Genomic DNA, 19,715 nt, shown 5'->3' with positions numbered 1-19,715 from the left:
GGTGCGGCGGCGGTCCCGGCCCTGGTGGAACCGCTATGAATCCGCTCACTCCCCTCGACCCCGGCCCACAGAACGCGTCGGGTCGACAAAGGAGTTGGGAAACCAGCCTCTCCATCCGGCTGCACCGCCTCCCGCTCCCGGAGTAGTCTTCCTTGATCGTTGGAGGGGGACCGGAAGGCGGTGCGCGGGTGAGCTCGGGAGGGCTGGAGCTTCCCCCTGGTGACGCCGGTCACGAGGGGGAGTCCGGCGACATCCCGCCCGGGGCGGTCTCCCTCGCACGACCGGTGGAGATCGGGGCGGAACTGGACTGGGGCGCGGACGCCTGGAGCGAGGTGCGTACGCGCGCGCAGCGGGCCGGACGTGCCTACATCTGGCTGAATCTGGTGGAACAGCGGCTGCGGGCCGTGGTCGCCGCGGTGCTCCGCCCGATCTACGAACCGGTCCACGGCGACGACTGGGTGGTCGCGGCGGCGGGCCCGGCCGGGCAGGAGTGGGTGCAGCGCGCCGTCGCCGTACGGGAGGTCTCGCGCCGCAAGGGCTATCTGCTCGACCCGGCCGACGACAACGTGCTGAGCTTCCTCACGCTGCCGCAGCTGCGCGAGCTGATGGTGCAGCACTGGCCGTGCTTCGAGCCGTACGTGGACGACCGGCGCGATGTCGAACTCGCCCTGGACGAGCTGGAGGTCGCGCGGAACGTTGTCTCCCGCAACCGTGCGCTCAACGAGGCGGTGCTGGCCCAGGCCGAGCGGGCCTCCGCGCGGCTGCTCGACGTCCTGGGCGGCGGAGCCGGGGCGCCCGCCGCGCACCGGCTGCCCATCGACGCGGTCGAGGACCTGGTCGGCGACCGGTACGCGGACGTGGTCTCGGTCCACTCCGACCGGGTGCGGCTCCAGCGCCAGCTTCCGGCCGAGGACCTGTTCAGCAACGCGCGCCGCCTCGACGCGATAGGTATCGGCCTCAACCTGCTGGTCCAGAACTACTCGGGCCGTCGGCTGGTCCGGCTCGCCGAGTCGGGCTGCCGTGTCCGGCTGCTCTTCCTCAACCCGGCGAGCAGCGCGGTCAAGCGGCGCGAGCGCGAACTGGGCCTGAAGAAGGGCGAGCTGAGCCGTTCGGTCGAGATGAACATTCTCCATATGCGGCGAGTGCGCGCCCGGCTGCGCGACCCCGGCGCCTTCGAGATCCAGGTCTTCGACGAGACACCGCGCTTCACGGCGTATCTGGTCGACGGGGACGGCACGGACGGACTCGCCGTCGTCCAGTCGTACTTGCGGCGGGCGCGCGGGATGGAGGCACCGGTACTGGTGTTGCGCGGGGGCGCGCGGCGCGGTGTCGTACGCCCTGACCAGGATGATGAAAACGGGCTTTTTGAGACATACCGCGAGGAGTTCGAGTCGGTGTGGGCCGACTCCCGGCCCGTCTCCTGAGCGGCGGTCGGGCGGTCCGGGACCCCGATGTCAGTGGTGCGTGCGAGGCTGGTCGTCAACTGGGGGAAAGCACCACAAGGGAGGGCCAACATGGGGTGGCACCACGCACCGCTGGTCGGATTCGATCTGGAGACGACCGGTACGGACCCGCTGGAAGCGCGGATCGTGACGGCGGCGATCGTCGGCGTCCGCGACGGCGAGGCGGTCCGGCAGCGCAGCTGGCTGGCCGATCCCGGGATCCGTATCCCGGCCCAGGCCTCGGCGATCCACGGCATCAGCAACGAGCGGGCGACGGCGGAGGGCCGCCCGGTGCGCGAGGTGGCCGACGAGATCGCCGAGACCATCACGGAATACTGGACGCAGGGCGTGCCGATCGTGGCGTACAACGCGGCCTTCGACCTCACACTGCTCGCCGCCGAGCTCCAGCGGCACGGGCTGCCGTCGCTCACCGACCGCCTCGGCGGCGCGGGGACGGGCCCGGTCGTCGACCCGTACACGATCGACCGCGCGGTCGATCGGTACCGCAAGGGCAAGCGGACGCTGGAAGCGGTCTGCGTCGAGTACGGCGTGGTGCTCGACGGCGCCCATGAGGCGGGCGCGGACGCGCTGGCGGCGGTCCGGGTGGCCGTGGCGATAGCCGACCGCCATCCGCAGGTGGCCGGTCTGCCTCCGGCGGAGCTGCACGACCGGCAGGTCCAGTGGTACGCGGAGTGGGCCGCCGACTTCCAGCGATTCCTGCGCAGGAAGGGCACGCCGGACGCGACGGTCGACCCGGCCTGGCCGATACGGGAGTTGGCCCCGGCGAGGGGCTGACGCGGGCAACAGCCGGCTCTGTCGGGGCTGACGCGGGCAGCGGCAAGCTGCGGGCGACCCGGGCGGCGAGCAGCTGCGCAACGCTCAGAACGGGTACCAGCGCACCTCGGCGTCCCCGTCCCGCAGCGAGGCGACCCGGCGGCGGAACTCGTCGAGGGCCTTGGGGTTGGACGGGGCGTGCTGGGCGACCCAGGCGCAGCTGGCCGTCTCCCGGGCGCCGCGCAGCACCGCGCAGCCGTCCCACTCCCGCACGTCCCAGCCGTACGCCTCGACGAACGCGTCGTACTGCTCGGCCGGCATCCCGTAGCGATCCCGGGAGAGGGCCATGACCACCAGGTCGTGCTCGCGGAAGTCGGCGGAGAAGGTCTCCAGGTCGACCAGGACCGGACCGGCGGGGCCGATGTGGACGTTGCGCAGCAGCGCGTCGCCGTGGATCGGGCCGGGGGAGAGATGGGGGGTGAGTGCGGCGGCCGCGTCGGCGAAGCCGTCCCGCCGGGCCCGCAGATAGGCCGCGTCGGCGGGGTCGATGGCGTCCCCGGCGAGGCGCAGCCAGCGCTCGACCCCGCCGAGCAGTTCACGGCGGGGCAGGGTGAACGGGGGTGAGGGAAGGGAGTGGACGAGCCGCAGCAGTTCGGCGAGGTCGCGCGGCCCGGCGGGGCGGAGCGCGGCGGGCAGGCGGTGCCAGACGGTCACCGGGTGCCCGGCCACGAGCCGGGGCGCGGTCTCGGCGGCCCGCACCGCCGGGATACCGCACTCCGCCAGCCAGCCCGCGATGGCCACTTCGCGTTCCGCGCGCGCGAGGAGTTCGGGATGGCGGGTGGCGTCCCGGCCGACCTTGACCACCAGGTCGCCCACCGCGAAGACCGCGTTCTCGCCGAGCGCCAGCAGCTCCGCGGGGTCACCGTCGACGGCCGCCGGGCCGGCTGTCGCCCCGCCCGCTGTCGCCGTGCCGAACCCCGCCGTGGCCAGCACCTCGCGTGCCCGTGCCTCGTCCACTGTTCTCTCCCGGTGATCGTTCCGTACCGGTCAAGTCTCGCACTCACGCAGGTTGCCGCAGTGGGGCGGCCGAGTTCATCGGCTTCCTGCTGCGGGCGCCGAACATGGTCCGGCTCGCCGAGGGGGACTGGATGCTGCCCACGGGGACCCGGGCGCTAGCGGACCCGGCGCTGCATCCCGCGAAGTACGGCTGGTCCCACCGGAGCCGCGCCGGCGCGGTATCTGCGGCCGGCGCCCGCGCAGTCCGTACATGGGTATCCGGAGTGGAAGGACAAGATGGCGACCCCCGCGTTCCAGGAGTGCTGCAGCGGCGCGATCGGAGCCGAGGCGCTGCGTGAACGCCTGGTCGACGACGGGAACTTGGTGCTGGCCTGCTCCCAGCGCTGACCGCCGTCGCGTCGTCAGAACGTTCACTCGAACGAGCGAGCTAAAAAAGCTTGCACGAGACGTCTCGTCTTGCTTACCGTCAATGTATGAGCGAATCGAAGCGTGCCCACATCGCCATGTTCTCCATCGCTGCCCACGGGCACGTGAACCCGAGCCTTGAGGTCATCCGGGAACTCGTCTCCCGTGGGCACCGGTTGAGTTACGCGATCCCCGCGTCCTTTGCCGACAAGGTCGCCGAGACCGGCGCCGAGCCGGTGATCTACCGGTCGACACTGCCCACGGAGGAGCACCCCGAGGAGTGGGGGACCGAACTGATCGACAACATCGAGCCGTTCCTCGACGACGCCATCCAGGCACTGCCTCAGCTGGTGGAAGCCTTCGACGACGACCGGCCCGACGTCGTCATCAGCGACATCACCTCGTACCCGGCCCCGGTGCTCGCCCACCGCTGGGGCGTCCCGTATCTCCAGCTCTCACCGAACCTGGTGGCGTGGGAGGGGTACGAGGAGGAGGTGGCGGACCCGATGTTCGCCGAGCTGCGTGCCTCCGAGCGCGGCTGGGCCTACTACGCCCGGTACCAGGCGTGGTTGGACGAGCACGGGATGGACCACACCGACCCCGACCGGCTCGTCGGCCGCCCCGGCCGGTCGCTCGTCCTGATCCCGCGCGTGCTCCAGCCGCACGCCGACCGGGTGGACGAGTCCGTCTACACCTTCGTCGGCGCCTGCCAGGGCGACCGGGCCGAACAGGGGGAGTGGCAGCGGCCGGCCGGGGTCGAGAAGGTGCTCCTGGTCTCGCTCGGCTCCACCTTCACCAAGCAGCCGGGCTTCTACCGGGAGTGCGTGAAGGCTTTCGGGGATCTTCCCGGGTGGCATGTGGTGCTGCAGATAGGCAAGTTCGTCGATGCTTCCGAGATCGGCGAGATACCCGCGAATGTGGAGGTGCACCACTGGATTCCGCAGCTGGCGGTCCTGCGCCAGGCGGACGCGTTCATCACCCACGCGGGCGCTGGCGGCAGCCAGGAGGGGCTGGCCACCGCGACGCCGATGGTGGCGGTCCCGCAGGCCGTCGACCAGTTCGGCAACGCGGACATGCTCCAGTCGCTCGGCGTCGCCCGCCATATACCGATGGAGGAGGCCACGGCGGAGACCCTGCGTACGGCGGTCCTGGCCCTGGTCGACGACCCGGAGGTGGCCGAGCGGGCCGAGACGGTGCGCCGGGCGATGGCCGACGAGGGCGGCACCCGCCAGGCGGCGGACCTGATCGAGGCGGCGCTCCGGGACTGACGGGGTTGTGGACTCGGGGTGGGGCGCGGTGACACGGCGGCGCCCCAACTGACGGGGGTCCAGGGGAGACCAGTTGGCACACCCCAACGGGCAAGGGCCCTGGGGCAACCCACCAGAGCGCCCCAACGGGCAAGGGCCCGGGGAACGTTGCTCCCCGAGCCCCTGCTCGTATCACCCCGATGGGTCAGACGTGGACCACCCGGTCCCGGTCCTCGTCGCCGTAGGGGGTGGCGGCAGGCTGTACCGCGGCCGACTCGTCGTGGGTCATGTCCGGGAGCCAGTGCAGCCACTTCGGCAGGTACCAGTTGCGCTCGCCCAGCAGGGCCATGACCGCCGGGAGCAGTACACCCCGGATGATCGTGGCGTCGATCAGTACGGCGGTGGCGAGGCCCACGCCCATCTGCTTCATGGACTGCATCGACAGTGTGCCGAAGATCGCGAACACCGCCACCATGATGATCGCCGCGCTCGTCACCACGCCCGCCGTCGTCACCACACCGTGCTGGATCGCGTCGCGGGTCGAGCGGCCCTGGAGCTTGGCCTCCCGGATCCGCGACACCACGAACACGTGGTAGTCCATCGACAGGCCGAACAGGATCACGAAGAGGAAGAGAGGCAGCCAGGACACGATCGCGCCGACGCCGGCGGCGCCCACCAGCGAGGCACCCCAGCCGTGCTGGAAGACAGCGGTCAGGATGCCGTACGCGGCGCCCACCGAAAGGAGGTTGAGCACGATCGAGGTGATCGCGATCGTCAGCGAGCGGAAGCAGAGCAGCATCAGCAGGAAGGCGAAGACCACGACGAAGGCGAAGACCGGGGTCACCGCACCGACGATCTTGGCGTTGAAGTCCTTGGACCCGGCGACCTGACCCGTGATCGGCGCGTCCAGGCCGTGCACCTTGCCCAGGGTGTCCGGGCGGACATGGTCGCGGAGCAGATTCAGGCTCTTCTCCGCCTTCTTCTGATCGGAGCCGCCGATCAGCGGGACATCGATGACGGCGACGTTCTCGGCGTCGTGCATGGTGACCTTCACCGGGCCGTCCGAGGCGCCGCGGCTGATCGCCTGCGTACGGAAGTCCGCGATGGCCTGCTTGACTTCCGGGGCGTTGATGTCGGCGGCCTTGATCACCACGTTGGCCGGGCTGGCGCCGCCGGGGAAGGTCTGGTTGACCCGGTCATAGGTGCCGACGATGGGCAGCGAGTTGCCGAACTCCTGGTCCAGCGTGAGGTTCTGGGTGTGCATACCGACCGCCGGAACGGCGATCGCGATGAGCGCGCCGGCGGCGATCGCCAGCGCTGCCTTGGGGCGGCGCAGTACGACGCCGAGGACCGCGCGCCAGATCCGGCTCTCGCCGTTGCGGTTGCGGTTGTGGTTGCCCTTGCGACGCTTGATGCGGTTGAGGAACGGCAGCCGGCCCTTCTCGACGCGCTCGCCGAGGAGCGACAGCAGGGCGGGCAGTACGGTCACGGAGCCGACCATCGCCACCGCGACCACCATCAGGGAGGCCAGACCCATCGCCTCGAACTCGGCGAGCCCGGTGAAGAGCATGCCCGCCATGGCGACGCAGACGGTCACACCGGAGACGATGATCGCGCGTCCGCTGGTGGCGGCCGCGATGCGCAGCGCCGTCTGGGCGTCGCGTCCGGCCGCGCGCTCCTCGCGTTCGCGGCGCAGATAGAAGAGGCAGTAGTCGACGCCGACGGCGAGACCGACGAGGAGCATCACCGAGTTGGCGGTGTCGCTCATCGGTTGGAGGTGGCTGACGATGGCCATCAGACCCATGGTGGCGATGATCGCCGTGAGCGCCAGGGCGACCGGGAGCAGCGCCGCGACCAGGGCGCCGAAGGCGATGAGGAGGATGCCGAGGGCGACGGGCACGGCCGAGTACTCGGCCTTCTTGAAGTCGTCGCCGAAGGCGTCCTTGAACGTCTTGCCCATGCTGGCGCTGCCGATCTCCTCGATCCGCAGCCCCTGGTGCTCGCCCTGCACCTTCTTCACCGCGTCGAGCACGGGAGCTATTCGGTCGGGCGCGGTGTCGGCGTCGCCGCGCACATCGAACTGGACCAGTGCGCTGCGGCCGTCCTTGGAGAGGGTCTTCGCCGTATACGGCGAGGTCACCTTGGTGACCTGACCGGTGCTGTCGACCGCCTTCATCACGGCGTCGACGGCGGAACGGAACGCCGGGTCGGTGGCCTTCGTGGTGTTGTCGTTGGCCTGGATGAAGATGGTTTCGCCCGCCGGTTCCTTCAGGCCCGCGTCATCGATGATCTTCTGCGCCTGGCCGACCTCGCCGGGGAGCTGGTTGTTCTTGACGTTGACCCGCCCGGTCGCCGAGCCGATGCCCATGGCGAGGACGACGAAGAGCACCCAGATCACCACCGCCGCCCAGCGGTGCCGGGCACTCCAGCCGCCGGCTCGCGCGGCTACGCCACGCACTCTTGTGACCCCATTGACCATGACGAGTAAGCCCCCTGGTTGAGCGGTGGCAGCCCCGCGCCGCCATCCCACTACGACGCTAGGGGCACTATCCGGCCGTCTCGTCGTGCTTCTCGGTGAACCGGTGGCCCGGTATCTACTCCCTGCGATGTGGGGGCATCCCCTAGAAGTCGGATTCAAGCCCCTTACACGTAAAGGCGATTGAGGGGGAAGTTCCGGTTCCGTGTCAACACAGAGTATCCACGAAGCCTGCACAAAGCCCGAGTTGCCCGGGCCTGGCCGGTTTTTTATTACGAAACCTTGTTGCCTAAGTCACAGCTGCGTGGAGCCCTTGATCTGTGCTCATCAATCGGCAAGGGTTTCGAAGCAGCCCCGGAAACTTTCCGTCCGGTAAGCAAACCCCCCACAAAGAATGACGAGGAGAGCCCTCTTCATGGCAACTCACAAGCGCAAAAGCCGTCTTAAGCTCACTGCCGCGATAACCGCTGTAGCGGCCGCGGCCGGAGTGACGCTCATGACGTCCGAGTTCGCCGGCGCAGCGCCGGCGGAGGGCACGGTCTACGGGCTCGACGCCAAGGGCGCCATCGACGGCAGCTACATCGTCCTCATGGACGGGCAGGCTTCCGCGGACGCCAAGAAGAAGCTCGCCGACGAGTACGGCGGCAAGCTTCAGCGCGACTACTCGGCCGTCAACGGCTTCTCGGCCAGCGGGCTTTCGGAGAAGGAGGCCAAGCAGCTGGCCGCCGACCCGGCCGTCGGCAAGGTCGTCCAGAACAAGAAGTTCCACATCGAGGCCACGCAGGCCAACCCGCCGTCCTGGGGGCTTGACCGGATCGACCAGGCCGAGACCGCCGGTGACGGCAAGTACACCTACCCGGACAGCGCGGGCGACGGTGTCACCGCGTATGTCATCGACACCGGCGTCCGCATCAGCCACAAGGACTTCGGCGGCCGTGCCTCGTACGGCTTCGACGCGGTCGACAACGACAACAACGCCGACGACGGCAACGGCCACGGCACGCATGTCGCCGGGACCATCGCCGGAACCGCGCACGGTGTCGCCAAGAAGGCGAAGATCGTCGCCGTACGCGTCCTCGACAACCAGGGCTCCGGCAGCACCGAGCAGGTCGTCGCGGGCATCGACTGGGTCACCAAGAACCACAAGGGCCCCTCGGTCGCCAATATGAGCCTCGGCGGCTCCGCCGACCCGGCGCTGGACGCGGCCGTGCAGAAGGCGATCGCCTCCGGCGTCACCTTCGCCGTGGCGGCGGGCAACGAGTCCACCGATGCGGGCAACAGCTCGCCGGCCCGGGTGCCGGAGGCGATCACCGTGGCCTCCTCCACCAAGGACGACAAGCAGTCCGACTTCTCCAACTTCGGCTCCGTCGTGGACCTCTACGCCCCCGGCTCGGACATCACCTCCGACTGGAACACCGACGACAACGCCACCAAGACCATCTCGGGCACGTCCATGGCGACCCCGCACGTCGTCGGCGCCGCTGCCGTCTACCTCGCGGGCCACAAGGACGCCACCCCGGCCCAGGTCTCGGCGGCGCTCACCGGTGGAGCCACCAAGGACAAGATCTCCAACCCGGGCGCGGGCACCCCGAACAAGCTGCTGAAGATCGTCGAGTAACCGTCCCTCAGCAGACGTGACCGGCGGTCCCCGTGCCATCCCCCACGAGGCACGGGGGCCGTCCTATCGTGTGCGCATGACGACGATGTACGCCGCACTGCTGCGCGGTATCAATGTGGGCGGCGCCAAGAAAGTCCCGATGGCGGAGCTCAGAGCGCTGCTGGGCGAGCTGGGCCACGGCGCCGTACGCACCTATCTGAACAGCGGGAACGCTGTCTTCAGCAGCGCATCCGACGATACGGACGCGCTCGCCGCCGACCTGGAGCGGGCCATCGCGAAGCACTTCGGCTTCGACGTCGCCTGCATAGTGCGCACCGGCAGCTATCTGAAGGCCGTGCTCGACGCCTGTCCCTTCCCCGCCGAGGAGCTGGAGGGCAAGCAGCTGCACGCCACGTTCTTCTCCGGCCCGGCCGAGCCGGAGCGCTTCGCGGCGATCGACCCGAAGGCGTTCGCACCCGAGGAGTTCCGCCTGGGCGACCAGGTCCTCTACCTTTACGCGCCCGACGGGCTCGGCAAGTCCAAGCTGGCGGAGGCGTTGTCGAAGCCGTCCCTGCTCAAGGGCATCGACGCCACGTCACGTAACTGGAACACCGTGAAGGCGCTCGTGGAGATGACCCGTGACTGAGCCCACGCCTGCCGGGGAGTCGGCGCGGTCCGCCGAATCCACGCCGTCCGCAGAGCCCGAGCCCGCCCACGCCGATGGGTTCATCCCGGCCGTCGAGGCCGCCATCGAGAGTGAGCTGCGGCTGCTCGACCCCGATGTCCGCTCCTCGCCCGAGCTGATGGGGTCGTATCTGCATCCGGAGTTCACCGAGTTCGGCGCGTCCGGGCGGCGGTGGGACCGGGCGTCGATCCTCGCCGTGCCCGCGAGTGAGGTCACCAACTGGGTCCGTCCTGTCACCACCTCCCATATGACCGGGGTGCAGCTCGCCCCCGACCTGGTGCATCTGACCTTCGACACCGAGTACAACGGACGGCTCGCCCACCGGAGTTCCCTGTGGCGGCACACGGATGCGGGGTGGCTGCTCTACTTCCATCAGGCGACGCCGTACGGCCTGCGTGAACCGGAGGAGCAGGATCCCGAAGTGGCCCAGTCGGACGATGCGTGAATGGCCCGTACGTCCGTGCCAATAAGTGGCTACGGTCGTCTCATGAACACCACTGAGAACACCGCTGCCACCACCGTCGACTTCTACTTCGACCCCGCCTGCCCGTTCGCCTGGATCACCTCCCGCTGGATGCTGGAGGTCGAGCCGCAGCGGAACATCGACCTTCGGTTCCGGGTGATGAGCCTGTATCTGCACAACATCGGCAATGAACTCCCGGACTGGTACCGGGAGTTGGTCGACAACTCGATACGGCCGGTCCGGGTGGCGGTCGCGGCTGCGCAGGCGCACGGGGACGGGGTGCTGCGGGACCTCTACACCGCGTTCGGCACGCGGATCCATCAGCAGAAGAACAAGGACTTCGACGCGGTCATCGCCGAATCGCTCGCCGAGCTGGGGCTGCCCGCGGAGCTGGCCGACGCCGCGTATGACTCGGCGTTCGACGAGGCGGTGCGGCTGAGCCACGATGCGGGTAAGGACCCGGAGGTGGATGGGTATGTCGGTACGCCGACTATGCATCTGGATGGGACGGTTTACTTCGGTCCCGTGCTGAGCTCCATCCCGCGTGGTGAGGAGGCGGCTCGTCTCTTTGACAGCTTCCGGGTTATCGCGGGGTACCCGGACTTCTTTGAGCTGAAGCGGACGCGGACCGGGTCTTTGAACTTCGACTGAGTCTGCGGGCTGGTGGGGGCTTGTCGCGCAGTTCCCCGCGCCCCTAGGCGATCGGCGGCAGCCCGTAACGTTAGTGATCCGATGACTGGTTCAACTCGCTGGCCTTTCCTAGGAGTTATGGGCTCACCTGTTGACCGTAGCGCATCAATGCTCCTATGTTTCCCGGGACTCATGAGGCTGATCCCATGGGAGGGAACATGCCCGCCAGATCCGCAGTGGTCGCCGCGCTCGCCGCCCTCGTGATCGGCGGGCCCGGCCTGGTGCCGTTCGCCGGGGCCCACGCGGTGTCCGGCGCGGCCGACGTCTACGTCTCCCCGGTCGGGCAGGACGCCGCCGACGGCACCGGGGCGCATCCCGTCCGTACCCTCGCCCGGGCCCGCGATCTGGCGCGGAGTCGGGCCGCGCGCTATGACGGGGACCTGACCGTTCACCTCGCGTCCGGTACGTACCGGATGAGCGGGCCGCTCGTGCTCGACGGGCGGGATTCCGGGCGGAGCGGGCGTCGGATCGTGTGGCAGGGGGCCGGGGCCGACTCCACCCTCATCAGCGGCGGCCGCAAGGTCGACGGGTGGCGGCCCACACCGGGGCGTCCCGGGCTCTGGTCCGCTCCGGCGCCTCAAGGGCTCGACGACACACGGCAGTTGTACGTCGATGGCGTACGCGCACAACGTGCTCGGGGTGAGGTGCCGGTCGGGCTGAGTGTGACGGCGACCGGGTACACCGCCACCGCCGATACGATCGCCCGCTGGCGGCATCCGGCCGACGCCGAGTTCGTCTACACCGGCGGCGAGCCCTTCTGGAACGTCGAGCGCAACGGCCTCGGTCAGTGGACCGAGCCGCGCTGCCGGATCGCCGCCGCGCAGGGCACCACGATCACCATGGCCCAGCCGTGCTGGGACAACTCCAACAAACGGGTGGAGTTCCCCGACCGGCCCGGCCGGACCGTCAGCATGGTCGGGCCCGGGCGGCTCACCGACAACGGCAAGGCGTCGTACGTCGAGAACGCCTATGAACTCCTCGACCAGCCCGGCGAGTGGTACCTCGACCGGTCCGCGCACACCGTCTACCACCTGCCGCGCGCGGGCGAGGATCTGACCGGCGCGGATGTGGAGGCGGCGGCCGCCGAGAAGCTGGTCGACGGGCGCGGCACCCCGGCCGCGCCGCTGCACGATGTCGCCTTCCAGGGGCTCCAGTTCGGCTACGCCACCTGGCTCACCCCGTCGAAGCCCGAGGGGTTCTCCGAGATCCAGGCCGGTTACACCATCACCGGGCCGACCGGCTGGGCGACGCAGGGACTCTGCGGCTTCGTCGACGGCGGCACCTGCCCGTTCGCGTCCTGGACGAAGATGCCTGGCAATGTGTCCTTCACGTATGGCCAACGTATCGACATCGAAGACAGCGCCTTCGCGCATCTGGGCGCCGCAGGGTTGGAGCTCGGTGCGGGGACCATGGATGCCCGCGTGCGCGGGAGCGTCTTCACCGATATCTCCGGGAACGGGGTGGAGATCGGTGGTGTGGACGGTCAAGCCGTCGTGTCCGGCGTCGAAGTGACGGACAATCATCTGTACGGGCTGCCCCGCGAGTACCGCGGTGGCGTCGGCATCCTCGACGGTTACACCCAGCACACCACCATCGCCCACAACCAGCTCGACCACCTCGGCTACAGCGCGGTCTCCCTGGGCTGGGGCGGCTGGCCCGACAAGATCGGCTCGCCCGCGACGCCCAACCCGAGCCATGACAACGTCGTACGCGACAACCTGATCCACGACTACATGCAGCTGCTCGACGACGGCGGTGGCGTGTACACCCAGGGGTTGACCGGGACTTCTATGGGTGATGGCGAGAAGGTCACCGGGAATGTCATCCATGACCAGTGGGGCCTCGGCAAGAGTGTGTACACCGACAACGGTTGTACGTACGAGACCGTTCAGGGCAACGTCCTGTACGGGGCTGCGTACGCCAATGTCGCCAGCCGCCACACCGACTACCGCGACTCGCTCGGCAACAACGACCCGACTCTGATCAAGGACAACTGGTGGGAGGAGGGGACGGGCGACAGCTCCAGCAAGGGGCTGGTGACCAGCGGGAACCACATCATGGCCGGGCTCTCGGATGCGCCCGCTGATGTTCTCGCCAATGCCGGGATCGAGCCCGCGTACCGGGGGATCCTCGACCGTGCGGTCGGGGCGCCCTCTGTGCCGGAGGCGCCCTCGCGTGTCGGGACGAGTACGGGTGGTGCGGACGGGTTGTACGTGACGTTCAATCCGAGCTTCGTGGAGGGCGGTTCTCCGGTTACGGGGTACACCGCGTATGCCTTGCGGTCGGACGGGAGCGAGGCCGCGCGGGCGAGTGTTGATGTGGCGGAGTTCAGGCGGCTCGCGTATGTACGTGTCGGTCAACTCCCGGTGGGACAGGGGCCGTTCCGGGTCGTCGTGACCGCGCGGAACGCGAACGGTGAGAGTGCGGCCTCGGTTGCCTCGGCGCCGCTTACGCCCACGGCGGCGTCCGTGTTGCCCGGTGCGCCCGCCGGTGCACGGCTGCGGACTGCCGCCCGCGCGGCCACGGTTGCCTGGACGCCTCCCGCCGTCACGGGGGATGCCAAGGTGATCGGTTACCGGATCACCGTCTCGGACGGGCGGGTTGTCGCTGTTGGCGGGCGGGATGTGCTGGTTACGCAGGCGTCTGGGAAGGGGATGTTCCGGGTGCTCGGTGGGTTGGAGCCGGGGACCTCTTATACGGTCTCGATTGCTGCCGTGACGGCGGCGGGGGTTGGGCCGGGGGTGACGGTTTCGGGCACCACGGCGGCCGGATAGGTCGGCGGTTTTGTCTGCGGACCGTGCTGGGCTTGTCGCGCCCACGCGGCGGAGCCGCAAATTGACACAGCCCCGCGCCCCTAGCGGTAACGGGGTCCGGTCCCGATGAAAGGGCAGGGGAACGGGGCGGTCGCGCCCCCTAACGGGAGCCCGCCTCCCCCCTCCACTCCCCATCCCTCTGCGCCCACCGCACCGCCGGGCGTACCCCCAGGCCCGCCGCTGCGAACAGTGCTGCCAAGAACGCCCAGCCTGCGAAGCCGTGGCCCACCGCCGTTACCGTTACCAACGCCGGGCCCGCCATCATTGCTGCTGCCGCGCCCGAGCTGAAGACGCCCTGGTAGACGCCGTGGGCGCGGGAGTCGGCCAGTTCGTAGCCCAGGGTCCAGCCGCCGGCCGAGGACAGGACCTCGCCGAACACCTGGATCACCGAGCCCGCCGCGAGCACGGCCACCGCCCAGATCGGGGAGAGGCCGGCGGACAGGGCGAAGACCACACAGGCCGCGCCGAGCAGCAGTCCCGCCCGGCTCATCGCCCGTACCGATGCCGCCACGTCCTTGACGCCCCGGGTCGCGCGTACCTGGAGCAGCGCCACCAGTACACAGTTGACGATCATCACGAGTGCGACGGTCCAGCGTGGGGCGTCCGTATTCTCCGCGATCCACAGGGGCATGCCTACCTCAAGGAGGCTGAACTGGAGCATCGTCACGGCGTTGAGCATGGTCACCGCCAGATACGGCAGGTCGCGGACCGCGCGCCAGCGGCTCTCGGCCGGGGTGTCGGCCTTGCCGTCCGCCCCGCGCGCGGCCGTGGCGGCCTCGTTGAGCGGCAGCGCACGGACGAGAAGGGCGGGGATCACGAAGGTCGCCGCGTCGAAGAGGATCAGGGCGACATAGGCGCCCCGGGTGTCGAGCTGGAGCGCCACCGCGCCGATCCCGCCACCCAGGCCCATGGACGCGTTGGTGACCATGCGCAGATAGCCGCGCGCCTCGACGCGGGTCGCGGCGGGCAGTACGTCCGCGAAGAGCGCGCCCTTCACGCCCCAGCCCGCCTGGTTGAGCGCGCCGAAGCACACGGCCGCCACCAGGAAGCCGGCGTACCCGTGGACCAGGGAGTATCCGGCCATCGCCAGTCCGGAGCCCAGCCACAGCACCGCGATCACCCGGCGGCTGCCCCAGCGGTCCGAGGCGCGCCCGGCCGGGATGCCGGCCGCGACGCCGAACAGCCCGGCGATGGTGAGGCCGAAGCCGACCTGGGTCGCCCCGATACCGCAGATGCGGGTGAAGTAGAGCACGCTGACCGGGAAGAAGAGGCCGTTGCCGAAGGAGTTGAGGGCGGTCATCACGGCGAGGCGGCGCAGCACCGGCTCGGTCGGGAGGACGCTGGATCTGGCCGAGCGGGGGCGGGTCTGGGTGGTGGCGGTCATACGGTCACTCAACCCGTTGTGCACACGCCAGGGGCAGTCATTTAGTGTCCGGCTAAAAGCATGGGACGCGGGGGGCGGCCGGAAATGATCGAGTTCAGGTTCGGTGTGGGGGATCTGGCCAGTACGTCGTTCGCTTACTCACCCTTCCAGGAGGCCGTGTTCTCGCTGTGGGGCTGGTGGGACGTCTCCCGGTTTCCGCATCAGCGGCCGTGGCTGCGTCGGCTGCGGCCGTTGTACGAGCGGCAGGACACCGCGCTGTTCGCCGCGCTCATCGCCCCGCACGGTTTCATCCCCGACTTCCTCACGCCCCGTCCGGAGCGCGTGCGGCCCTCGTTCGCCGAGCAGTTGGCGCAGTTGCGGGCCACGCCGCTGGACGTCATCGAGCCCGATTTCCGGCGTACGTTCGGTCCTGACGCGGACCTTCCGCCGGTCATCCGCGAGGGCCTCGCCGACCCGGCCGCGCTTCTGGAGCGGATCGCCTGCGCCTTCGACCGGTACTGGCACGAATGCCTCGCCCCCGACTGGTGGCCCAGGGTCAGGGCGGTCCTGGAGGCCGATCTCGCGCATCAGTCACGGGTGCTGGCCGAGCAGGGCGCGGCCGGGCTCTTCCCGGACCTCGACAAGCGGCTGACCTGGCGTGCCGGGGTGCTGCGGCTGAGGCACCCGGTCCCGGACAGGTGGCCGGAGGCCGACATCCAGGTGGCCGGACGCGGCATGGTGCTGATCCCGACGACGTTCGCGCGCGGTGCCATGACGACCGTAGACGCCACCCTGCCGCCGGTGCTCAACTACCCGGCGCACGGCCGGGGAACGCTCTCCGAGACGCCGCCGCCGGTCAGCGACCGCGCCCTGGTCCGCCTCCTCGGCCCGGCCCGGGCCCGCCTGCTGACCCTGCTCGCGGAACCGGCCACCACCACCGAACTCGCCCGGCGCCTCGACGTCACCCCGGGCGCGGTCAGCCAGCACCTGTCCGTCCTGTACGACGCGGGACTGCTGCACCGGGCCCGGCGCGGCCGGGGCGTCGAGTACGCCCGCACGGCACTCGGGGAGGAACTGGTCAGAGGGTGAGCCGGTCTCCCAACGTGCCGATGGGACCGGCCCGGTCAGGCGCTGAGCACCTGCGGCCGCCTCGCCCGCACCCGTGCCTCGTCGTACCGTACGAGCAGCAGTCGGGCCAACTCCGGGGCCGCGCCCAGGACGTCGGCCAGCACGTCCGCGTCCTCGGCGCCCCGGGCGATGCGGTCCGGCAGGAAGCCGGGGGCGATGACGTACGGGGCGACGGCGACCTGTCGTACACCCGACGCCCGAAGTTCCCGTACGGCGTCCTCGGTACGAGGTAGAGCAGCGGAGGCGAACGCAGGTCGCACGGCGCACCAACCGGTGTGCCGCAGCTCCCGCGCGATTTCAGCGATCACTGCGATCGCCTCCGGGTCCGTGGAGCCCGCCGAGGCCAGGACGAGCCCGGTCGAGCGTTTGTCGGCGGGGGAGAGCCCCGCCCGGTGGAAGGCCTCGTCCAGCCGCCGCTCCAGGGTCGCGAGCAGCAGCGGCGAGGGGCCGAGGACATCGGCGAGCGCGATGTCCAGGCGCGCCGGTGCCTGGCCGAGGACGGCCGGGATGTCGGCCTTGGCGTGGAAGGCGCTGGTCAGCAGCAGCGGCAGCGCCACCACGTCCCGTACCCCTTCGAAGGCCAGCCGTTCCAGCACCTGCGGCACGGCCGGTGCGTTGAAGTCCAGGAAGCCGGTCTCCACGCGCAGCCCCGGCCGCAGCGACCGCACCCGCCGTACCAGGGCGTGCACGGTCGCCGCGTGCCGCAGGTCGCGGCTGCCGTGGGCGACGAGGAGGAGGACCGGGACGGACATCGGGATCAGCCCCTCACCAGCAGTCCGCGGCTGCGCAGCACATAGCGCTCCAGCGGGCTGAAGATCAGCAGGTCGATGGCGATGCCGATGACCAGGATGAGGAAGATGGCGAGGAAGACGCCCGGCATATCGGAGTTGTTGCGGCCGTTCTCCAGCAACTGGCCGAGCCCGAGGCCCAGATCGGGCGAGGAGGCGATGATCTCGGCGGCCATCAGCGAGCGCCAGGAGAACGCCCAGCCCTGCTTCAGACCCGCCAGATAGCCGGGCAGGGCGGCGGGCATCACGATGTGCCAGGTGCCGCGCAGGCCCGTGGCGCCCAGGGTGCGGCCCGCGCGCAGGAAGAGCGGCGGGACCTGGTCGACGCCGGAGACCAGGCCGTTGGCGATCGACGGGACCGCGCCGAGCAGGATCACCGCGTACATCATCGAGTTGTTCAGCCCCAGCCAGATCACCGACGGGGGCACCCACGCCACCGACGGCAGCGACTGGAGTCCGGACAGGATCGGGCCGATCGCCGCGCGGATGAACTTCACCCGGGCCACGATCAGCCCCAGCGGGGTGCCGATCGCCAGCGCGAGCAGGAAGCCGAGCAGACCGCGCGAGACGCTGGTCCACACGATGTCGAACAGGGTGCCCTGGAGCCACAGCTCCTTCAGGCCCGACCACACCGAGGACGGCGAGGGCAGCTTGGTGTCGTCGGCGACCTTCGCCCACACCAGGCCCTGCCAGACCACCAGGACCAGCGCGATCGCGGTCAGCGGCGGCAGCACCTTCTTGAGCAGCACCTCGCGCACGGGCGTGCGGTGGGACTGCACGGCGTCCAGGGCGTCGAGGCCCGCCTCCAGACCCGCGAGGTCGTCGCGGGGCCCGGCGTTCTCGGCGCGGGGATCGTCGGGGGATTCCTCGACCGTGCCGGTCTCAGTGCTGGCCATGGCGGCGGATCTCCCCACGCAGTTGTTCGGTGATCTCTACGGAGAGCTCCGCGACGGCGGAGTCCTCGATACGGCGCGGCTGCGGGATGTCCACGGTCCACTGGTGCGCCACCCGGCCGGGCCGGGACGACAGGAGCACCACGCGCTGGGCGAGGCGGACGGCTTCGCGCACGTTGTGCGTGACGAAGAGGACCGACAGGTTCGTCTCGCGCCAGATACGGGTCAGCTCGTCGTGCAGCACGTCCCGGGTGATCGCGTCGAGCGCCGCGAACGGCTCGTCCATCAGGAGCAGTTGGCTGTCCTGGGCGATCGCGCGGGCCATCGCGACCCGCTGGCGCATACCGCCGGACAGCTCGTGCACCCGCTTGCCGTACGCGCCGCTGAGCCGCACCAGTTCGAGGAGCTCCTCGGCGCGGGTGCGGCGCTCCGCCTTGGCCACGCCCCGCAGGCGCAGCGCCAGCTCGATGTTCTTGCCCGCGGTCAGCCACGGGAACAGCGCGTGCTCCTGGAACATCAGGGCGGGCCGGCCGCCCGGCGTCTCGATCGACCCCGAGGTCGGCCTGTCGAGCCCGGCGACCAGGTTGAGCAGCGTCGACTTGCCGCACCCGGAGGCTCCCAGGAGGGTGACGAACTCGCCCGGCGCCACGTCGAGCGTGATGTCGTCGAGCACGAGCTGCGGGCCGGCCGGTCCGGAGAAGGACTTCGATACGTGCCCGATCCGGGCCGCGTACTCGACCGTCGCGCGGTCCTCGGCCTTGGCGAGAGCAGTGGCCATGGTCGTCACCTCCTGGGAACTGGTGCGGGTGCGGGCTTACTTGGGGCCGAAGCCGGCGTCGGCGACCTCGGGCCGGCCCAGGTCCTTGAGGACCTTGTTGAGCGGGGCCAGGTCGTAGATGCCGTCCAGGTCGGGCTTCTTGAGCAGACCGGCCTTGACCGCGTGGTCGGCCTCGATGCCGAGGGTGGCGGCCAGTGGGTCGTCGAGGGTCTTGATGGACTGCCACGCCGGGTCGAGGACGTTCGCCGGGAGCGCCTTGCCGCTGAGCGACTTCAGGGCGGCGTTGGCCGAGGCCTTGGCCTTGTCGGGGTTGGCCGAGATCCACTCGTTGGTCTTCACCGAGCCGCGCAGCACCGCCTCGACGACGTCCGGGTGGGCCTTGAGGAACTTCTGCGACACGATGACGTTCGTGATCACGAACTCCTTGTCGGCCCACAGGTCCGCCTCGTCGAGCAGCACCTTGGCGCCCTGCGAGACCAGCTTGGACGCGGTCGGCTCCGGCACCCAGGCGCCGTCGACGGAGCCCGACTTGTAGGCGTCCGGGGTGATCTTGTTGTCCGTGCGGACGACGGAGACGTCACCCTTGCCGCTCTGCGCGTCGACCTTCCAGCCCTTGCCCGCGATCCAGTTGAGGAAGGCCACGTCCTGCGTGTTGCCGAGCTGCGGCGTGGCGATCTTCTTGCCCTTGACGTCGTCCAGGGTCTTGATCTTGTCCGGGTTCACCACCAGCTTCACCCCGCCCGAGGCGGAGCCCGCGATGATGCGCAGGTTCTGGCCCTTGGACTTGGTGTAGCCGTTGATCGACGGCGAGGGGCCGATCCAGCCGATGTCGATCGCCCCGGCGTTCAGCGCCTCGATCTCCGAGGGGCCCGCGTTGAACGTGGAGGTCTTCAGCCGGGTGCCGCCCAACTCCTTCTGGAACAGGCCCTCCTGGACGCCGACCAGCGCGGTGGCGTGCGTGAGGTTGGGGAAGTAGCCGATCTTCACGCTGTCGGCCGAGAGCTTCTTGCCGTCGGCGACGGACCCCGCGTTCTGGCCGTCGGACTTCTTCTCGGAGCCATAGCTGCACGCGGAGAGCGCGCCGAAGAGCACGGGGAGAGCGGCGGCGGCGACGAGGCCGCGGCGTAGGAGCTGAGAGCGGATGGCAGGCACGGGA

The 19,715-nt window shown here is 70.0% G+C and carries 16 protein-coding genes and 1 pseudogene; 10 read left to right on the top strand and 7 right to left on the bottom strand.

Annotated elements, in window-relative coordinates; translation table 11 throughout:
• Window positions 1-188 precede the first annotated feature (188 nt).
• Both ACT1U9_RS05620 and ACT1U9_RS05615 read left to right on the top strand, forming a co-directional pair.
• On the top strand, window positions 189-1,424 hold the full coding sequence (locus tag ACT1U9_RS05620; RefSeq protein WP_444537267.1) for an SAV2148 family HEPN domain-containing protein: 1,236 nt from the start codon (window positions 189-191) through the stop codon (window positions 1,422-1,424).
• Between the two features lie 90 nt (window positions 1,425-1,514).
• The gene (locus ACT1U9_RS05615) at window positions 1,515-2,237 is read left to right on the top strand and encodes a 3'-5' exonuclease (protein WP_444537266.1); all 723 of its coding nucleotides are present in this window, start codon (window positions 1,515-1,517) and stop codon (window positions 2,235-2,237) included.
• Between the two features lie 84 nt (window positions 2,238-2,321).
• On the opposite strand, the gene ACT1U9_RS05610 is transcribed toward ACT1U9_RS05615, so the two are convergent.
• Window positions 2,322-3,233 (bottom strand): phosphotransferase enzyme family protein, encoded by a 912-nt coding sequence (locus ACT1U9_RS05610; RefSeq protein ID WP_444537265.1) that lies wholly within the window; start codon window positions 3,231-3,233, stop codon window positions 2,322-2,324.
• Between the two features lie 65 nt (window positions 3,234-3,298).
• Here ACT1U9_RS05610 and ACT1U9_RS05605 point away from each other — a divergent pair.
• Both ACT1U9_RS05605 and mgt read left to right on the top strand, forming a co-directional pair.
• Window positions 3,299-3,620, top strand: a pseudogene (locus tag ACT1U9_RS05605) (sugar ABC transporter substrate-binding protein); the annotation flags it as partial.
• Window positions 3,621-3,706: 86 nt separating this feature from the next.
• Window positions 3,707-4,906, top strand: a complete 1,200-nt coding sequence (gene mgt / locus ACT1U9_RS05600; RefSeq protein WP_444537264.1) for a macrolide-inactivating glycosyltransferase — start codon at window positions 3,707-3,709, stop codon at window positions 4,904-4,906.
• Window positions 4,907-5,090: 184 nt separating this feature from the next.
• Here the strand turns inward: mgt and ACT1U9_RS05595 are convergent, their stop codons facing one another.
• Window positions 5,091-7,364 carry an MMPL family transporter gene (locus ACT1U9_RS05595; protein WP_444537263.1) on the bottom strand — a complete coding sequence of 758 codons (2,274 nt, stop codon included), beginning with the start codon at window positions 7,362-7,364 and terminating at the stop codon, window positions 5,091-5,093.
• Window positions 7,365-7,776: 412 nt separating this feature from the next.
• On the opposite strand from ACT1U9_RS05595, the gene ACT1U9_RS05590 reads away from it, so the two are divergent.
• The 5 genes from ACT1U9_RS05590 to ACT1U9_RS05570 all read left to right on the top strand — a co-directional run bounded on the left by ACT1U9_RS05590 (window position 7,777) and on the right by ACT1U9_RS05570 (window position 13,570).
• Complete coding sequence (locus ACT1U9_RS05590; RefSeq protein ID WP_444537262.1) at window positions 7,777-8,979, top strand: S8 family peptidase; 1,203 nt, start codon at window positions 7,777-7,779, stop codon at window positions 8,977-8,979.
• A gap of 76 nt (window positions 8,980-9,055) precedes the next feature.
• Window positions 9,056-9,604: a DUF1697 domain-containing protein gene (locus tag ACT1U9_RS05585; RefSeq protein ID WP_444537261.1), complete on the top strand. Its 549-nt coding sequence runs from the start codon at window positions 9,056-9,058 to the stop codon at window positions 9,602-9,604.
• Window positions 9,597-10,088 (top strand): nuclear transport factor 2 family protein, encoded by a 492-nt coding sequence (locus ACT1U9_RS05580; RefSeq protein ID WP_444537260.1) that lies wholly within the window; start codon window positions 9,597-9,599, stop codon window positions 10,086-10,088. Before ACT1U9_RS05585 ends, ACT1U9_RS05580 begins: the two co-directional genes overlap by 8 nt.
• 42 nt (window positions 10,089-10,130) lie before the next feature.
• The gene (locus ACT1U9_RS05575) at window positions 10,131-10,757 is read left to right on the top strand and encodes a mycothiol-dependent nitroreductase Rv2466c family protein (RefSeq protein ID WP_444537259.1); all 627 of its coding nucleotides are present in this window, start codon (window positions 10,131-10,133) and stop codon (window positions 10,755-10,757) included.
• A gap of 197 nt (window positions 10,758-10,954) precedes the next feature.
• Complete coding sequence (locus ACT1U9_RS05570; RefSeq protein ID WP_444537258.1) at window positions 10,955-13,570, top strand: fibronectin type III domain-containing protein; 2,616 nt, start codon at window positions 10,955-10,957, stop codon at window positions 13,568-13,570.
• 139 nt (window positions 13,571-13,709) lie between these two features.
• Here ACT1U9_RS05570 and ACT1U9_RS05565 read toward each other — a convergent pair whose 3' ends face one another.
• Entirely contained in the window at window positions 13,710-14,993 is a 1,284-nt protein-coding gene (locus ACT1U9_RS05565) for an MFS transporter (protein ID WP_444537257.1), read from the bottom strand.
• Window positions 14,994-15,077: 84 nt separating this feature from the next.
• Here ACT1U9_RS05565 and ACT1U9_RS05560 point away from each other — a divergent pair, with 84 nt between their 5' ends.
• Window positions 15,078-16,061, top strand: coding sequence for a DUF5937 family protein (locus ACT1U9_RS05560; RefSeq protein WP_444537256.1), 984 nt, complete (start codon window positions 15,078-15,080; stop codon window positions 16,059-16,061).
• 35 nt (window positions 16,062-16,096) lie between these two features.
• On the opposite strand, the gene ACT1U9_RS05555 is transcribed toward ACT1U9_RS05560, so the two are convergent.
• Genes ACT1U9_RS05555 through ACT1U9_RS05540 form a run of 4 tightly spaced genes read right to left on the bottom strand, consistent with a single transcriptional unit; the run spans window position 16,097 to window position 19,711 of the window.
• On the bottom strand, window positions 16,097-16,852 hold the full coding sequence (locus ACT1U9_RS05555) for a sirohydrochlorin chelatase (RefSeq protein ID WP_444537255.1): 756 nt from the start codon (window positions 16,850-16,852) through the stop codon (window positions 16,097-16,099).
• A 5-nt stretch (window positions 16,853-16,857) separates the two neighbouring features.
• Window positions 16,858-17,784 (bottom strand): ABC transporter permease, encoded by a 927-nt coding sequence (locus ACT1U9_RS05550; protein ID WP_444537254.1) that lies wholly within the window; start codon window positions 17,782-17,784, stop codon window positions 16,858-16,860.
• The gene (locus tag ACT1U9_RS05545; protein ID WP_444537253.1) at window positions 17,771-18,559 is read right to left on the bottom strand and encodes an ABC transporter ATP-binding protein; all 789 of its coding nucleotides are present in this window, start codon (window positions 18,557-18,559) and stop codon (window positions 17,771-17,773) included. Before ACT1U9_RS05545 ends, ACT1U9_RS05550 begins: the two co-directional genes overlap by 14 nt.
• Window positions 18,560-18,595: 36 nt before the next feature.
• On the bottom strand, window positions 18,596-19,711 hold the full coding sequence (locus tag ACT1U9_RS05540) for an aliphatic sulfonate ABC transporter substrate-binding protein (RefSeq protein ID WP_444537252.1): 1,116 nt from the start codon (window positions 19,709-19,711) through the stop codon (window positions 18,596-18,598).
• Between the last annotated feature and the right edge of the window lie 4 nt (window positions 19,712-19,715).

The organism is Streptomyces sp. BR1 (genome assembly GCF_052373795.1).
GTDB lineage: Bacteria > Actinomycetota > Actinomycetes > Streptomycetales > Streptomycetaceae > Streptomyces.
Note: the sequence above shows the minus strand (reverse complement) of the source record. Positions and strands in the feature narration are given on the sequence as shown.

What these genes read in the sequence shown, in the direction of transcription:
- ACT1U9_RS05615 (WP_444537266.1), top strand. Translation starts at nt 1,515, where the DNA reads ATGGGGTGGCACCACGCACCGCTGGTCGGATTCGATCTGGAGACGACC.
- mgt (WP_444537264.1), top strand. Translation starts at nt 3,707, where the DNA reads ATGAGCGAATCGAAGCGTGCCCACATCGCCATGTTCTCCATCGCTGCC.
- ACT1U9_RS05595 (WP_444537263.1), bottom strand. Translation starts at nt 7,364, where the DNA reads ATGGTCAATGGGGTCACAAGAGTGCGTGGCGTAGCCGCGCGAGCCGGC.
- ACT1U9_RS05590 (WP_444537262.1), top strand. Translation starts at nt 7,777, where the DNA reads ATGGCAACTCACAAGCGCAAAAGCCGTCTTAAGCTCACTGCCGCGATA.
- ACT1U9_RS05585 (WP_444537261.1), top strand. Translation starts at nt 9,056, where the DNA reads ATGACGACGATGTACGCCGCACTGCTGCGCGGTATCAATGTGGGCGGC.
- ACT1U9_RS05575 (WP_444537259.1), top strand. Translation starts at nt 10,131, where the DNA reads ATGAACACCACTGAGAACACCGCTGCCACCACCGTCGACTTCTACTTC.
- ACT1U9_RS05570 (WP_444537258.1), top strand. Translation starts at nt 10,955, where the DNA reads ATGCCCGCCAGATCCGCAGTGGTCGCCGCGCTCGCCGCCCTCGTGATC.
- ACT1U9_RS05565 (WP_444537257.1), bottom strand. Translation starts at nt 14,993, where the DNA reads ATGACCGCCACCACCCAGACCCGCCCCCGCTCGGCCAGATCCAGCGTC.
- ACT1U9_RS05560 (WP_444537256.1), top strand. Translation starts at nt 15,078, where the DNA reads ATGATCGAGTTCAGGTTCGGTGTGGGGGATCTGGCCAGTACGTCGTTC.
- ACT1U9_RS05555 (WP_444537255.1), bottom strand. Translation starts at nt 16,852, where the DNA reads ATGTCCGTCCCGGTCCTCCTCCTCGTCGCCCACGGCAGCCGCGACCTG.
- ACT1U9_RS05550 (WP_444537254.1), bottom strand. Translation starts at nt 17,784, where the DNA reads ATGGCCAGCACTGAGACCGGCACGGTCGAGGAATCCCCCGACGATCCC.
- ACT1U9_RS05545 (WP_444537253.1), bottom strand. Translation starts at nt 18,559, where the DNA reads ATGGCCACTGCTCTCGCCAAGGCCGAGGACCGCGCGACGGTCGAGTAC.